The 14,647-nt window shown below is 62.5% G+C and carries 13 protein-coding genes; 10 read left to right on the top strand and 3 right to left on the bottom strand.

Annotated elements, in window-relative coordinates:
• Window positions 1–267 precede the first annotated feature (267 nt).
• The 7 genes from ampC (at window position 268) to J3485_RS24695 (ending at window position 9,238) form a co-directional block, all read left to right on the top strand.
• Window positions 268–1,464 (top strand): class C beta-lactamase, encoded by a 1,197-nt coding sequence (ampC, locus tag J3485_RS24725; RefSeq protein ID WP_206956960.1) that lies wholly within the window; start codon window positions 268–270, stop codon window positions 1,462–1,464.
• A 64-nt stretch (window positions 1,465–1,528) separates the two neighbouring features.
• Window positions 1,529–2,371 (top strand): GNAT family N-acetyltransferase, encoded by an 843-nt coding sequence (locus J3485_RS24720; protein WP_206956959.1) that lies wholly within the window; start codon window positions 1,529–1,531, stop codon window positions 2,369–2,371.
• Window positions 2,372–2,380: 9 nt separating this feature from the next.
• Window positions 2,381–3,436 carry an AraC family transcriptional regulator gene (locus J3485_RS24715; protein ID WP_206956958.1) on the top strand — a complete coding sequence of 352 codons (1,056 nt, stop codon included), beginning with the start codon at window positions 2,381–2,383 and terminating at the stop codon, window positions 3,434–3,436.
• A gap of 211 nt (window positions 3,437–3,647) precedes the next feature.
• Window positions 3,648–5,438, top strand: a complete 1,791-nt coding sequence (locus tag J3485_RS24710) for an acyl-CoA dehydrogenase (RefSeq protein WP_206956957.1) — start codon at window positions 3,648–3,650, stop codon at window positions 5,436–5,438.
• A 19-nt stretch (window positions 5,439–5,457) separates the two neighbouring features.
• Window positions 5,458–7,116, top strand: coding sequence for an electron transfer flavoprotein-ubiquinone oxidoreductase (locus J3485_RS24705; protein ID WP_206956956.1), 1,659 nt, complete (start codon window positions 5,458–5,460; stop codon window positions 7,114–7,116).
• Between the two features lie 34 nt (window positions 7,117–7,150).
• A complete protein-coding gene (locus tag J3485_RS24700; RefSeq protein ID WP_206956955.1) occupies window positions 7,151–8,338 on the top strand; it encodes an acetyl-CoA C-acyltransferase family protein in 1,188 nt (395 codons plus the stop codon).
• 48 nt (window positions 8,339–8,386) lie between these two features.
• Window positions 8,387–9,238, top strand: coding sequence for a 3-hydroxybutyryl-CoA dehydrogenase (locus J3485_RS24695; protein ID WP_206956954.1), 852 nt, complete (start codon window positions 8,387–8,389; stop codon window positions 9,236–9,238).
• 10 nt (window positions 9,239–9,248) lie between these two features.
• On the opposite strand, the gene J3485_RS24690 is transcribed toward J3485_RS24695, so the two are convergent.
• Complete coding sequence (locus J3485_RS24690; protein ID WP_206956953.1) at window positions 9,249–10,226, bottom strand: LysR family transcriptional regulator; 978 nt, start codon at window positions 10,224–10,226, stop codon at window positions 9,249–9,251.
• A 103-nt stretch (window positions 10,227–10,329) separates the two neighbouring features.
• On the opposite strand from J3485_RS24690, the gene J3485_RS24685 reads away from it, so the two are divergent.
• A complete protein-coding gene (locus J3485_RS24685) occupies window positions 10,330–11,577 on the top strand; it encodes an MFS transporter (RefSeq protein WP_206956952.1) in 1,248 nt (415 codons plus the stop codon).
• Window positions 11,578–11,586: 9 nt separating this feature from the next.
• Here the strand turns inward: J3485_RS24685 and J3485_RS24680 are convergent, their stop codons facing one another.
• Window positions 11,587–12,501, bottom strand: a complete 915-nt coding sequence (locus J3485_RS24680) for a LysR family transcriptional regulator (RefSeq protein ID WP_206958354.1) — start codon at window positions 12,499–12,501, stop codon at window positions 11,587–11,589.
• A 70-nt stretch (window positions 12,502–12,571) separates the two neighbouring features.
• Between J3485_RS24680 and J3485_RS24675 the strand changes: the two genes are divergently transcribed.
• The gene (locus tag J3485_RS24675; RefSeq protein WP_206956951.1) at window positions 12,572–13,351 is read left to right on the top strand and encodes an NAD(P)H-dependent oxidoreductase; all 780 of its coding nucleotides are present in this window, start codon (window positions 12,572–12,574) and stop codon (window positions 13,349–13,351) included.
• Window positions 13,352–13,412: 61 nt separating this feature from the next.
• On the top strand, window positions 13,413–13,709 hold the full coding sequence (locus J3485_RS24670; protein ID WP_206956950.1) for a cupin domain-containing protein: 297 nt from the start codon (window positions 13,413–13,415) through the stop codon (window positions 13,707–13,709).
• Here the strand turns inward: J3485_RS24670 and J3485_RS24665 are convergent.
• The gene (locus J3485_RS24665) at window positions 13,693–14,586 is read right to left on the bottom strand and encodes a LysR substrate-binding domain-containing protein (RefSeq protein WP_206956949.1); all 894 of its coding nucleotides are present in this window, start codon (window positions 14,584–14,586) and stop codon (window positions 13,693–13,695) included. The two genes, J3485_RS24670 and J3485_RS24665, sit on opposite strands and share 17 nt — an antisense overlap.
• Between the last annotated feature and the right edge of the window lie 61 nt (window positions 14,587–14,647).

Raw genomic sequence — 14,647 nt, 5'->3', positions numbered from 1 at the left:
ATCCAAACGGCCAACGTAGTGCCGGCTTACAGATCCCCTAGTTTTTCTTTGGTCTCCTTCAACTAATCGTCGTTTGTCACCCACCGCGAATGGGCGGATATTCCCTCATCGATTCACGCATCGGCGGCGCCATCGGGCACGGATTGCCGTATAGGTTGCCGTCCGAGCTGCAAGCGGATCTGTTGACTCATTGGAATTTCGGCCGGCTCTTTCGCTGCGGCCACGCCCAAGTACCTCCACCGACCCATACGAAGGAGCACCAGCCAAATGAAGGGTAGAGTGATCGGCCTCGTCATGACGATCGTCTTCGCGACGTGCGCAACCGCGTCGGTCAGCCGCGCGGCCGGCGTCGTAAAGGATCGCGCACAAGACAGCGCAAAAGGCAGCGTGAGAAATGCCGTCGATGCGGTGATCGAACCGCTCATGCGACAAGACGGCATTCACGGCATGGCCGTCGGCATCATCGACGCAGGCAAGCCTTACGTGTTCAACTATGGCGTTGCATCGACCGAAACCGCGCAGCCCGTCAGCGACCGCACGCTGTTCGAGCTCGGCTCCGTCAGCAAGACCTTGACGGCGACGCTCGTATCGTATGCCGACACGAGCGGCGATCTCTCGCTGTCCGATCCGGCGAGCAAATATTTGCCGGCGTTGCGCGGCACGAAGTTCGGCTCAATCGAACTCGTCAATCTCGGCACGCACACGCCAGGCGGCGTTCCGTTGCAAGTGCCCGATTCGATCAAGAGCGAGGCCGATCTCATCGCCTACCTCAAGGCGTGGAAACCGGCCTATGCGCCAGGCACATATCGCACGTATTCGAATCTCGGCATCGGCGTGCTCGGCCTGATTGCCGCGAAAAGCATGGGCGGCGACTTCACGTCGTTGATGCAGCAGCGGCTCTTTCCAGGGCTCGGCATGAAGAGCACCTACATCGACGTTCCCGAGGCACGCATGGCGGACTATGCGCAAGGCTATACGAAGCCGGGCGCGCCGATTCGGATGGCGCCGGGCATGCTGTCGGCGCAAGCCTACGGCGTGAAGACGACGGCTGCCGACGTGCTGCGTTTCATCGAAGCGAACATGAATCCGGCCACGCTCGACGACAAGTGGCAACGCGCGGTGACGAAGACACACACGGGCTACTTCCGAACGGGAGCGATGACGCAGGATCTGATATGGGAGCAGTATGCGTATCCGGTGACGTTGGATGCATTGCTGCAAGGCAATTCGGCGGCCGTCATTCTGAACCCGACGCCGGTGTCGGGCGTGACACCGGCGCAGGCGCCGAGCGAGGACGTATGGATCGACAAGACAGGCTCGACGAACGGCTTCGGTGCCTATATCGCCTTCATTCCGCGAAGGCAGTTGGGGATTGTTTTACTGGCCAACAAGAACTTCCCGATCGATGAACGTGTGCAAGCTGCGTATCGAATTTTGAGCGCACTTGCGTCGGCACGACGGTAACGAGCAGGAATGACGATGAACCGCTATCATTGCGTCCCTTTCGGTTGTGCCGTGGGATTGACGAATGCAACGACAAATACAAGAAAACTTGGGGTTGGCCACGGATCTACTGTTGCATGCTGAAATTGGCACCGTGTCGCATGAGGCGCCTTATATCGTCATGCGCACGCCGAACGCGCCCGACTATTTTTCCGGGAACATGCTCGTCCTCGAAGGGCGGCCCGCGCAAGAGGACCGCCGACGATTGGAGAGCGAGTTCGCGCGACTCGTCGGCGCACCGCCCACGATTGCGCACCGCAGCTTCGCGTGGCCCGAGGAGGAAGGCGCGTCCATCGACCTCGATGAGTATGCCGCTCACGGTTACGACCAATCGATATGCAGCGTACTCGTTGCCGAGAGCCATGCACTGCGTTCGACTGCAATCAACGATGCGGTGCAGGTGAGGCTCTTCGAGTCGGATCGCGATTGGGACGATTGGGCGCGTCTTTCGCTCACGGAAATGCCCGATCCGACGGGCGAAGTGTCCCTTCGATGCGTCCAATTCCAGCGCTCGGCTTATCGGCGCCTGATCGAGCGGCAGTGGGGCAATTGGTGGGGCGCGTTCGTCGACGGAGAACTGGTCGGAAGTTTGGGCTTGTTCTTCTTCGGCCCTATCGGCCGCTTTCAGTCGATCGTCACGCGCGAAGATCAGCGCAACAAGCGTATTTGCCGGACGCTGTTGACGGAAGTCGTCAAGCGCACGGCCGGCGCGCGCGATCGCCTCGTGATCGTTGCCGATGAAACCTATCACGCGATTCGGCTCTACGAGTCGCTCGGCTTCGTGCGGCAGGCGCGCATCGGCAGCCTTTGCCGAGCGCCGAGTCGAGCGCATTCAGGCGCGACGGGCTTGACGGGGGCGCTGATATGATAGCCGCCTATGCACCGACTTCCCGTCGACGATCCGGGCTCGGTTCCGCCGCCCTCGGCGCCTGAGCCGCCGAGCGCAACCGTGCCGATCTCCCTCGTGAAGGTTTTTCTCGCGGGTGCGCAAGCGCGCCCGGAGACGATTCGTCGCTACTTGGATGAGGCGGGCATTGCGCAAGAACTGCTGGCCGAACCGGGCGCACGCGTGACCGAAGAGCAATTTTCGACGTTGTACCGAGCGCTCGCGATTGCACTCGACAACGAGATGCCGGGCTTTTTCAGCCGGCCGCTGCGCAGCGGAACGTTGAAGTTTCTTTGCTTGAGCCTGCTCGATGCGCGTAACCTCGAGACAGCGCTTCATCGCTTCTGCCAGTTTTTCCATATCGTGCTCGATGACTTTCGTCTGGAGTCGCGTCGTACCGGGCCCGTCGCTCAACTGTCGCTGCTTCCGAACCCCGAGTTCCATCGCATCGGCCCGTTGGGGCACGAACTGATGCTCAAACTCGTTCATGGCGTGTCGTCTTGGCTCATCGGCCAGAACATCCCGCTCTTGCAAGTCGATCTCGCGTGCCCGCGGCCCGCTCATGCGCTCGATCATCGTTACTTTTTTTCAGGCCCCGTTCAGTTCGATTGCGACGGTACGATGATGCGCTTCAGCGCGGCGTATCTGGACATGCCGATTCGGCAGAGCAAACGCAACTTGCACAAGTTTCTGGTGCGCGCGCCTGGAGATTGGATCTTCGGTTCGTTCAGCGAACAATTGGTCAGCCATCGTGTGCGTCAATACCTCGCTGCGCAGTTGCCCGACCTGCCCACGATCGAGCAAGCCGCGTCGAACCTGCACTGTTCCGTCCGGACGCTTTGCCGACGCCTGGCGGGTGAAGAGACGACATTTCAGGCATTGAAGGACGAGCTTCGGCGCGACATCGCCATCCAGCGGCTCACCGAAACAGAAGCAACGATCACGAAGATTGCGGGCGACATCGGCTTCGATGACCCCAGCGCCTTTCATCGGGCATTCCGGCATTGGACCGGCAGCACACCGGGGACCTATCGACGTCGGGCCTAGCCTTATCTTGTCCGTAGTCGCTTCGCCGTCCTCGCGCTGGTCCGATCGTGCGATAACGCCAATGTCATGGCCAGATTTGTCAGTAGGTGGGCCGGTTTAGCCAGCCTGCGGCGGCGATTTCTCGCTACGATCTATTCCAAATCATTGCAGCGTGGCCATGTTTGTCATACCGCGCCGCCCTCGTTTCTTTCATTCATTTGGACAGGCCGCCATGAGCTACACCGCCCCGATCAAGGACATGCTGTTCGCGCTGAAGGAGTTGGCCGGGTTGGCCGAGGTTGCCGATCTCCCCGGTTTCGAAGATGCCGGGATCGATACGGCGCAAGCGGTGTTGGAAGAGTCGGCCAAGCTGTGCGAGGAAGTGCTAGCGCCGTTGAACGTCGAGGGCGATCGCAATCCGAGCAGTTGGAAGGAGGGCGTCGTGACGGCGTCGCCCGGCTTCAAACAGGCGTTCCGCCAATTCGTCGAGGGCGGCTGGCAGGGCGTGCAGCATCCCGTGGAATACGAGGGGCAAGGCTTGCCGAAGCTGATCGCGACGCCGTGCATCGAAATGCTCAACGCGTCGAATCTGTCGTTCGCGCTGTGTCCGCTGCTGACCGACGGTGCGATCGAAGCGCTGCTCACGGCCGGCAGCGAAGCGCAGAAGCAGCGCTATGTGCCCAAGCTGATCTCGGGCGAGTGGACGGGCACGATGAACCTGACCGAGCCGCAGGCGGGCTCGGACCTGGCGCTCGTGCGCACGCGCGCCGAGCCGCAGGGCGATGGCACGTACCGCGTGTTCGGCACGAAGATCTTCATCACGTGGGGCGAGCACGACATGGCCGAGAACATCGTCCATCTCGTGTTGGCGCGCACGCCGGATGCGCCTGAAGGCGTGAAAGGGATTTCGTTGTTCATCGTGCCGAAGTTTCTGATCGGGGAGGACGGCGCGCTGGGCGAGCGCAACGACGTGCATTGCGTGTCGATCGAGCACAAGCTGGGGATCAAGGCGAGCCCGACGGCGGTGCTGCAGTTCGGCGACCACGGCGGGGCGCTCGGCTATCTGATCGGCGAGGAGAATCGCGGCCTCGAGTACATGTTCATCATGATGAACGCGGCGCGCTTTGCGGTAGGCATGCAAGGCGTGGCGGTGGCCGATCGGGCGTATCAGAAGGCGGTGGCGTATGCGAAGGAGAGGGTGCAGAGCCGGCCGGTGGACGGCACGGCCAAGCAATCGGTGACGATCATTCATCACCCCGACGTACGCCGGATGCTGGCGACGATGCGCGCGCTGACCGAAGGGGCGCGGGCGCTGGGCTACGTGGCGGCGGCACATAGCGACATCGCGCATCGGCATGCGGACGAGCGCGTGCGCGCCGAGCATCAAGCGATCTACGAATACTTGGTGCCGATCGTGAAGGGGTGGAGCACGGAGATGTCGCTGGAGGTGACGAGCCTCGGGGTGCAGGTGCACGGCGGGATGGGCTTCATCGAGGAGACGGGTGCGGCGCAGTACTACCGCGATGCGCGGATTCTGCCGATCTACGAAGGCACGACGGCCATTCAAGCGAACGACCTGGTAGGGCGCAAGACGCTGCGCGATAGAGGCGCCGTGGCACAAGCTCTGCTGCGCGAAATCGATAAAACGGTCGACGTGTTGAAGTTGCACGACGACCGTTCGTTGGTTTCCATTGCGACGCAATTGGAAGCCGGCCGGCACGCATTGGCTCGCGTGGTCGAGTTCGTCGTCGAGCAGGGCAAGCTTGATCCGAACGCCGTGTTCGTGGGTAGCGTGCCGTATCTGATGCTCGCCGGCCTCGTGCTCGCGGGTTGGCAGATGGCGCGCGCCGCACTCGTCGCACACGCGAAGCAGGGCGACGATCCGTCGTTCTTCGGTGCGAAGATCGCGACCGCGCGATTCTTCGCCGAGCATCTGCTGTCGCATGCCACGGCACTCGAAACGTCGATCGTGAGTGCGAAGAGCGGCGAAGGCTTGCTTGCTTTGGACTCCGAACAATTCTAAGCATGAAGGAGTGGTGGGCATGACGACGGTGGTCTCGCAACGCGAATCGACGGAATACGACGTGGTGATCGTTGGTGGTGGTCCCGCGGGGCTGTCGGCCGCGATTCGCTTGAAGCAGCGTGCGGCGCAGGAAGGCGTCGAGCTAGGCGTCTGCGTGCTCGAGAAAGGCTCCGAGATCGGCGCCCATATTGTGTCGGGGGCCGTGATGGACCCGCGTGCGCTCGACGAGTTGATTCCCGACTGGAAAGAAAAGGGCGCACCCCTGAACGTCGAGGTCAGCGAGGATCGCTTCTTGTTCCTTTCGAAGACGGGGGCGATGGCCGTTCCGAATTGGATGCTGCCGGACAGCTTCAAGAATCACGGCAACTACGTGATCAGCCTCGCGAACTTCACGCGCTGGCTCGGGCAGCAGGCCGAAGCACTCGGCGTCGAAATTTTTCCCGGCTTTGCCGCCTCCGAGGTGCTGTACGGCGAAGACGGCTGCGTCAAAGGCGTTGCGACAGGCGACATGGGTATCGGCAAGGACGGTGAACCGACCGAGAATTTCCAGCGCGGCATGGAGTTGCACGCGAAATACACGCTGTTTTGCGAGGGGACGCGTGGCCATCTCGGTCGGCAATTGCAAGAGGCATTCAAGCTGCGCGATGGTGCCGATCCCCAGGTATATGGCATCGGTATCAAAGAAGTCTGGGACATCGATCCGGCCAAGCATCAAAGCGGCCTCGTCGTTCACACGGCAGGCTGGCCATTGGACGCGCAAACGTACGGCGGGTCGTTTCTTTACCACATGGACGACAACCAAGCCGTCGTCGGTTTCGTCGTCGGGCTCGGCTACTCCAATCCGTACCTGTCTCCATTCGAGGAATTTCAGCGCTATAAGACGCATCCGGCGATTCGCGGCTTCCTGGAAGGCGGCAAGCGTGTGTCGTACGGCGCACGGGCGATCACGGCGGGCGGGTTGCAATCGCTGCCCAAGCTCGTGTTTCCCGGTGGCGCGCTCGTGGGCGACGAAGCGGGTTTTTTGAACGCATCGCGGATCAAGGGCAGTCACGCGGCGATCAAGACAGGCATGCTCGCGGCCGATGCCGCGTTCGACGCGGTGCACGCCGGGCGGCACGGTGATGAGCTGGCTGCTTATCCGCGATCGTTCGCCGGTTCATGGCTGCACGCGGAACTGCACAAGGGGCGCAATTTCAAGCCTTGGATGAGCAAGGGCCTCTACGTCGGCACGTTGATGGTGGGCTTCGAGCAGAAGCTGCTCAAAGGCAAAACGCCGTGGACGCTGCGCCATCGCCATTCGGACCACGAGACGCTCAAGCATGCGTCGCAGTGCAAGCCGATCGCGTATCCGAAGCCCGACGGCAAGCTGACCTTCGACCGCCTTTCCTCGGTGTTCCTCTCCAATACGAATCACGAAGAAAATCAGCCCGCACACCTGACGCTGAAAGATGCCCACGTGCCGGTGCAAGTCAATTTGAAAACGTACGCGGGTCCCGAGAGCCGGTATTGCCCGGCTGGCGTCTACGAGTTCGTTGCGGACGAGGGCGCGGGCGAGCGGTTGCAAATCAACGCGCAGAACTGCGTGCATTGCAAGACCTGCGACATCAAAGACCCCACGCAAAACATCGTATGGGTTGCACCGGAAGGCGGCGGTGGGCCCAATTACTCGAACATGTAGCTAGTGGCCATAGACGAATCATTTAGGAGAACGTATGAATAAGGAAGTGGTCGTTGTAGGCGGTGTTCGCACCGCCGTCGGCAAATTCGGCGGTAGCCTGAAGGATTTCGCGCCGACCGAGCTCGCGACGATCGTCGTGCGCGAAACGCTGGCGCGCGCCGGCGTCGAGGCGGCCCATGTCGATCACGTCGTGTTCGGCAATGTGATTGCGACGGAGCCGAAGGACTTCTACCTGTCGCGCGTGGCCGCCATCGACGCGGGCATTCCCGAAACCACGCCCGCGTTCAACGTGAATCGTTTGTGCGGCTCGGGGTTGCAGGCGATCGTGTCCGCGGCGCAAACGATCTTGCTCGGCGATGCCGAAGTCGCGATCGGCGGTGGCGCGGAAAACATGAGCCGCGCGCCGTACATCGTGCCGGACGCGCGCTTCGGCGCGCGCATGGGCGACGTGCGCATGATCGACATGATGCTCGGTGCGCTCAACGATCCGTTCCATGCGGTGCCGATGGGCGTGACGGCCGAGAACGTCGCCCGCAAATTCGGCATCTCGCGCGCGGACCAAGACGCGCTTGCACTGGAATCGCACCGGCGCGCCGAGCGTGCCATTGCCGAAGGCCGCTTTGCGCGGCAAATCGTGCCGATCACGCGCCGCGTCAAAGGGAAGGACGTCGTGTTCAATACAGACGAGCACGTGCGCCTGGGTGCGACGCTCGACGATTTCGCGCCGCTCAAGCCCGTGTTCGACCGCCAGAACGGGACGGTGACGGCAGGCAATGCATCGGGTATCAACGATGCGGCAGCGGCTGTGCTGCTGATGTCGCGTGAAGCGGCGCAGCGTCGCGGCGTGAAGGCGATGGCGCGTCTGGTGGCCTACGCGCATGCGGGCGTCGATCCGCTGCACATGGGTATCGGCCCTGTGCCGGCCACGCGGCTCGCACTGCAGCGGGCGGGGCTCTGCGTCGGCGACATCGACGTGGTCGAGGCCAATGAAGCGTTCGCCGCGCAGGCATGCGCGGTCACGCGTGAGCTCGGCTTCGATCCGGCCAAGGTGAATCCGAACGGCTCGGGCATTTCGCTGGGTCATCCGATCGGCGCGACGGGTGCCGTGATTACGATCAAGGCGATCGACGAATTGCGGCGCGTCGGAGGACGTTATGCGTTGGTGACGATGTGCATCGGCGGCGGGCAGGGCATCGCCGCGATTTTCGAAAACGTGCAGTGAGCCTGTGCGGCACTTGCGCCGCGCATTTCGCTAAAGAAGAGAGCAGCTATGACAATCGACACATTGGGCGTGATCGGCGCCGGAACGATGGGCAACGGTATCGCACAAACAGCGGCGGTGTCGGGATTCAAGGTCATTCTCATCGACGTGACCGACGCCGCGCTGGCCAAAGGTATGGCTGCGCTCGGCTCGAGCCTCGAGCGCCTCGTCGCGAAGGGAAAGCTCGATGCGGCCGCGCGCGATGCCGCACTTGCGCGGATCGAAACGTCGACCGACTATCAACGTCTTGCGCAAGCCGATCTCGTCGTCGAGGCCGCCACCGAAAATCTTGAACTGAAGACGCGGATACTTAAGCAAATCGAAACGATCGTGCCGACGAGCACGCTCATCGCGTCCAACACGTCGTCGATCTCGATTACCGCACTGGCCGCCTCGCTGAAGGCGCCTTCGCGCTTCATCGGCATGCACTTCTTCAATCCGGTGCCGTTGCTGCAGCTCGTCGAAATCATTCGCGGCCTGCAAACGAGCGATGCGACGGCCGCGTCGGTCAGCGAAGTCGTCGCCCGGCTCGACAAGTCGCCGATCGGCGTGCGCAACAGCCCTGGCTTCGTCGTCAACCGCATTCTCGTGCCGATGATCAACGAAGCGTTCTTCGTGTTGGCGGAGGGCGTGGCCAAGGCGGAAGAAATCGACGAAGGCATGCGGCTCGGCGCCAATCATCCGATAGGCCCGCTCGCGCTGGCCGATTTGGTCGGGCTCGACGTGTGCCTATCGGTGATGGAAGTCTTCGTCAAAGACCTCGGCGATCCGAAGTACCGTCCGTGCCTGCTGCTGCGCGAACTCGTGGCGGCGGGACGCCTCGGTCGTAAGACGGGCCGCGGCGTGTACGAGTACGCGTGAACCTGCGACGCTAAGCGCTGGCCATCACGAGGGGCACGGCGTCGCGCATCAAATCGATAAACCGTTGCAGTCTCGACGGATAGAACTGCGCGTGCGGATAAATGAGGTAGACGGGTAGCGCCGCGGCTTGCCACTTCGGTGCGAGTTGGATCAGGCGCTTGCCGGCGAGATCGTCGGCAAGCAGCCAGGCCGAACCTACGCATACCCCCATGCCCAGCACGGCCGCGCTGCGCAGCGCGTACAGGTTGTCGGTGCTGATACGAGGCGTCATGGGCACGCGCCGCATCTCGCCCGTGTCTTCATGTGTCAGCGTCAACTCGGTTCGGTAATACGTTCGTAGCGCCAGCCAAGGCAAAGCGACGAGCTCCTCGGGCTCTTGCGGCACGCGGCCTCTTTCGAGCAGAGACGGCGAGCCGACCACGATGCGCGATACCTTCGACAGCCGGATTGCAACGACGGCCGGATCGTTGGGCTCGCCTACTTGAATCGCGCAATCGATGCCATTGGCGATGAAGTCGTGCACGTCGTCCTGCAACAGCCATTCGACCGATACGCGCGGATAGTCGTTCAAATACCGCACCAACGGCTCGACCAATCTTTGTTGACCGAAGGCATGCGGTACCGCCACGCGCAGCAGTCCTTCGGGTTCCTCCTGCGCGCCGCGTACGTCGGCTTCGAACGACGCCCAACTTGCCAGCAATTCCTTGGCGCGTTGGAAGCAACGCTCCCCATCCACCGTCAACCGCATCGTATGCGTCGAGCGTTGCAGCAAGCGCACGCCGAGCGATCGTTCGAGCGCCTGCAAGCGACGGCTGACAGTCGGCTGCGTCGTATGCAACTGCGCCGCGGCGGCCGATAGATTGCCCGATTCGACTATACGTACGAACGTTTCCATAAGCTGGAAGCGCTGACTCGCGCCCTCCAACGAGAAATCGGAAGCGCGCGCTTTGCCTTTTGAGATAGTGGGACGACGGGTTTTTGTGGTCATACGTGCAGCGTATAGCAAATCTGCGCGCGGCGGTACTACCGGCATCCGATCTTGGACGTCACACTCGGGTCCATTCCTTCGATCCGCATGTGAGAACTAGATCATGTCCACTCCGCAAACTTTTCAACCGGCGCCCGCGAGCCTGCATCGCGCAGCCTTCGAGCACCACGCTGCCACGCCGCTGAATCCGCGCCTCGTGCTGCTGCTTGCGGCCGCGGCCGGCCTCGGCGTTGCACCGCTCTACTATTGCCAGCCGATGCTCGGCGTTCTCGAGTCGGATATGGGCGCGTCGGCGAGCGCGGTCGGGATGGTGCCGACGCTGACTCAACTAGGCTATGCACTCGGGATTTTGCTATTGGCGCCGCTCGGCGACCGTTTCGATCGGCGCCGCGTGATCCTTGCCAAGGCCGCGGCGCTCGTCGGCGCGCTGCTGCTTGCGGCGCTCGCGCCGTCGATCGGATGCCTGCTTGCAGCGAGCTTTGCGATCGGTTTGTCGGCAACGATGGCGCAGGACGTCGTGCCCGCGGCGGCGATGCTTGCGCCCGACGCGCATCGCGGCAAGATCGTGGGGACGGTGATGACGGGCTTGTTGCTCGGCATCTTGCTTTCGCGCGTGGTCAGCGGGGTGGTCGCGGCGAATTTCAGTTGGCGCGCCATGTTCGTGGCGGCGGCTGTCAGCGTGGCGGCAATCGGCGCGGCGGCATGGCGCGGGTTGCCGTCGTTCAAACCGACGACGCATTTGCGGTATCGCGCCTTGATCGCCTCGCTCGGCCATCTGTGGCGACATCAACGGGCACTGCGTCGTGCCGCCATGGCGCAAGGCCTACTGGCGATGGGATTCAGCGGGTTTTGGTCGACGCTGGCCGTCTTGCTGCACGGCTCGCCATTCCATCTCGGCAGTGCCGTGGCCGGTGCGTTCGGGCTGGCCGGTGCGGCCGGCGCGCTCGGCGCTCCGATTGCGGGACGCTTGGCCGATCGTCGTGGGCCCGAAGTGGTGACGCGGCTCGGCATCGGCATCGCGATGGCCTCGTTCGCGGCGATGGCCCTGGGCTTGGTGTTGCCGCCCCATGCCCAATTGGTGTTGCTTGCGATCACGACGGTCGGCTTCGATCTCGGGTTCCAGACCACGCTGATCGCGCATCAGACGATCGTCTACGGCATCGACCCCGCGTCGCGCAGCCGGCTCAATGCGGTGTTGTTCGTCGTCATGTTCATCGGCATGGCTGCGGGAGCGGCGATCGGCAGCGCGATGTTGACGCAATGGGGATGGGCCGGCGTGATCGTGATGGCGGTGACGGCTTCGCTCGCGGCGCTGGCGGTGCGGATGTGGCCGCAGCGTTCCTCGCGGTGATCCTCATCCTCATCGCACCGACTCGACGATCTGCTCTCGCAGCCACTGATGAGCAGGATCGCGGTGCGCGCGTTCATGCCAGAGCATGCACATTTCGTAGCCGGGCACGTCTATCGGCGGCGTTACGATACGCAGCGCGGGATTGTCTTGCACCAATCGAAACGGTGCCATCGCAACGAGATCCGTGCGTACGAGCGCGGCAATGAGAAACAGGAAATGCGGGACCGAGAGTGCCACGTGGCGCGCGAGCCCGGCTGCTCGCAGGGCTTCGTCGGTCACGCCGTGAAACCCGCCGCCGTCGGGCGACACGATGACGTGTTCGAGTTTGCAGAACTGCGCAAGCGTGGGTCGACGTTTCAAGCGTGGATGATCGATGCGACCGACCAGCACGTATCGCTCGGCAAACAGGACGCGTCGACGCAGGCCTTCGGGCGCGCCCTCGGCCGTGTGAAACGCGACGTCGATTTCGCCTTGCTCGGCTTGCTTCTCGAACCGGGGTGGGGCCATCTCGACAACGGCAAGCCGGCTGCCCGGCGCGGCCGTGCGCAAGCGCTGCAGCGCCGGTAGCACGATCGTCGATTCGGCGTAGTCGGTCGCGGCCAGTTTCCATGTTTGATTCGCATGCAGCGGATCGAACGGGCGAGCCGGCGCGACGGCTCGCTCGAGCGTGGCGAGTGCTTCTCGCAGCGGCTCGCGCAGTGCTTCGGCCCGCTTGGTCGGGCGCATCCCGCGAGGCCCGGGCAACAACAAGGGATCGCCGAATACGTCTCTCAGCTTGGCAAGCTGGACGCTGACGGACGGCTGCGAGTAATGCAGCCGCTGCGCCGCACGTGTGACGTTTTGCTCGGCAAGCAGCACGTCGAGCGTGACGAGCAGATTGAGATCGAGGCTTCTTAAGCGATTATCCACAGTAATACCTAGAATTTCAGAAATTCATTTCTACTATAGCGTGGCGAGCCGTACTGTGTCTCCAACCCCACTGGAGATCGACATCATGAACGTACTGCTTGTCTATGCGCATCCCGAACCGACGTCTTTGAACGGCGCGCTCAGGGATTTTTCGGTAAAGCGACTGGAAGAGGCCGGGCACACCGTCCGTGTTTCCGATCTTTACGCGATGAAATGGAAGGCCACCATCGATGCCGACGACAGCACCGATCACGTGCCCGGCTCGGCGTTTCACGCGTCGCTCGCATCGAAGCATGCATTCGAGAACGGGACGCAAAGCGAGGATATCGCGGCCGAGCAGGAGAAGATCAAATGGGCCGATGCCGTGATCTTGCAGTTTCCGCTGTGGTGGTTCTCGATGCCGGCGATTCTCAAAGGCTGGGTGGAGCGCGTGTACGCCTACGGCTTCGCTTACGGGGTGGGAGAACATTCCGACAAGCGATGGGGCGATCGCTACGGCGAGGGCTCGATGGCCGGCAAACGCGCGATGCTCGTCGTGACGGCGGGCGGGTGGGAGCCGCACTATAGCTCGCGAGGTATCAACGGTCCGATCGACGACGTCTTGTTTCCGATCAATCACGGGGTGCTGTTCTATCCGGGCTTCGATGTATTGCCGCCGTTCGTCGTTTATCGAACGGGCCGGATGGATGAAGCGCGATTTGCGCAGACGCGCGATGCACTGGGGCGTCGGCTGGATGAATTGTGGAGCACGAGGCCGATTCCGTACCGGCAGCAGAACGCGGGGGATTACCACATTCCGGAAGGCACGCTGAAAGAAGACATCTTGCCGGGGGCAGCGGGTTTGGCGGTGCATGTGGCTGCGTGAGTGACCGTACCGGGACGATGACGGCCTCGTCACGGATAATGTTCGCTTTTCGGAGCCGCGCATGCCGTTAGTCGATTTCAAGTCCGCCGCCCAAGCGTTGGCCACCACCTGGAAATCATCGGTGGTCGGTCGCGTCGGGGTGGCGCAAATCAAAGTCCTGCGGATGGACGAGCAGTCGTATGTGGAAGAAGCGCACGACTACAACGAAGGATTGCTCGTGGTCGACGGACAATTGATGTTGCAGGTCGAAGGGGAAAAGATCGTCGTGGAAGCAGGTCAGATGTTTCTTGCGCTGGCCGGCACGGCTCACGCGGTCCTGCCGGGCAGCCACGGTACGCTCGTCATCGTCGACGCGTGAATCGACTGTGTTGGCCAACCCTGCGCGCCGCGTCAATCAGGGCGGCACCGGCGGGAATGTCGTCGCGCGTGAAAGCGTAGAAGCGAGCGGCAGGCAGGTCGGGTAATCGATCTTCGATACCCAGCTCGCGCAAGCCCTCGCAGAGCTGGCTGCGGGCAACGACCGTAACGGCAAAACCCGACAGAGCCGCGGCCCGACACGCCGCCATGCTGCTGCTTTCAAACACGATGCGCCACGCTAGCGCTGTTTTGCCTACGGCCGAAATCGCCGACTCTCGATAGATGCAAGGCTCTGGAAACACAGCCAGCGGCAATGGCTGGTCCGCCTCCAGTGATTGGTCTGCGGCGAACGCCCAGACAAGCGGCTCTTCCCAAAGCAGCGTGCCGGCGCCTTCCACTCGGCTGCACTGCTTGCCGAATACGATGTCGAGACGGCCCCGTTCTTGCTGGCGCAGCAAGTCAGCCGTAATGCCGACCTTCAACTCGATCGACGCGTCGGCATGCCAACGACGAAAGCGCTGCAGCACATCAGGCAGCCAGGTACTGGCGAAGTCTTCCGATGCGCCGACCCGTAGGCGTCCTTTCAGCGGCGCGCCGAGCAGCTTCGCGCGCGCTTCGCGCTCCAGATCGAGGATGTTCCGGCCATAGGCGTATAGGGTGTCGCCGGCTTGGGTGAGATCGAGACGACGCGTGGTGCGCGCCAGCAGGGTAGCGCCGGTGGTGTGTTCCAGGCGTTTGATGTGCCCGCTGACGGCCGAGGGCGTGAGGGCCAGCCGCTCCGCAGCCGTGGCAAAGCTGCCGCTGTCCACGACTTCGAGGAAGGTGCGCAGCAGCACGGTATCCAGCGGCAGGCCGCCCGCAAGAGGCAAGGTATCCATCGCGACGTCACGAGATCAATTGAACGAGAAACATCATCAATGATGATTAATTATTCACCAA

Origin of the sequence: Trinickia acidisoli, from assembly GCF_017315725.1 — a bacterium.
Classification (GTDB): domain Bacteria; phylum Pseudomonadota; class Gammaproteobacteria; order Burkholderiales; family Burkholderiaceae; genus Trinickia; species Trinickia acidisoli.
Note: the sequence above shows the minus strand (reverse complement) of the source record. Positions and strands in the feature narration are given on the sequence as shown.

Excerpts from the sequence above, each read along its gene's own strand:
- J3485_RS24675 (WP_206956951.1), top strand. The coding sequence starts at position 12,572 with ATGAACGTACTGCTTGTCTATGCGCATCCCGAACCGACGTCTTTGAAC.
- J3485_RS24695 (WP_206956954.1), top strand. The coding sequence starts at position 8,387 with ATGACAATCGACACATTGGGCGTGATCGGCGCCGGAACGATGGGCAAC.
- J3485_RS24720 (WP_206956959.1), top strand. The coding sequence starts at position 1,529 with ATGCAACGACAAATACAAGAAAACTTGGGGTTGGCCACGGATCTACTG.
- J3485_RS24685 (WP_206956952.1), top strand. The coding sequence starts at position 10,330 with ATGTCCACTCCGCAAACTTTTCAACCGGCGCCCGCGAGCCTGCATCGC.
- J3485_RS24690 (WP_206956953.1), bottom strand. The coding sequence starts at position 10,226 with ATGACCACAAAAACCCGTCGTCCCACTATCTCAAAAGGCAAAGCGCGC.
- J3485_RS24670 (WP_206956950.1), top strand. The coding sequence starts at position 13,413 with ATGCCGTTAGTCGATTTCAAGTCCGCCGCCCAAGCGTTGGCCACCACC.
- J3485_RS24705 (WP_206956956.1), top strand. The coding sequence starts at position 5,458 with ATGACGACGGTGGTCTCGCAACGCGAATCGACGGAATACGACGTGGTG.
- J3485_RS24700 (WP_206956955.1), top strand. The coding sequence starts at position 7,151 with ATGAATAAGGAAGTGGTCGTTGTAGGCGGTGTTCGCACCGCCGTCGGC.
- ampC (WP_206956960.1), top strand. The coding sequence starts at position 268 with ATGAAGGGTAGAGTGATCGGCCTCGTCATGACGATCGTCTTCGCGACG.
- J3485_RS24715 (WP_206956958.1), top strand. The coding sequence starts at position 2,381 with ATGCACCGACTTCCCGTCGACGATCCGGGCTCGGTTCCGCCGCCCTCG.
- J3485_RS24710 (WP_206956957.1), top strand. The coding sequence starts at position 3,648 with ATGAGCTACACCGCCCCGATCAAGGACATGCTGTTCGCGCTGAAGGAG.
- J3485_RS24665 (WP_206956949.1), bottom strand. The coding sequence starts at position 14,586 with ATGGATACCTTGCCTCTTGCGGGCGGCCTGCCGCTGGATACCGTGCTG.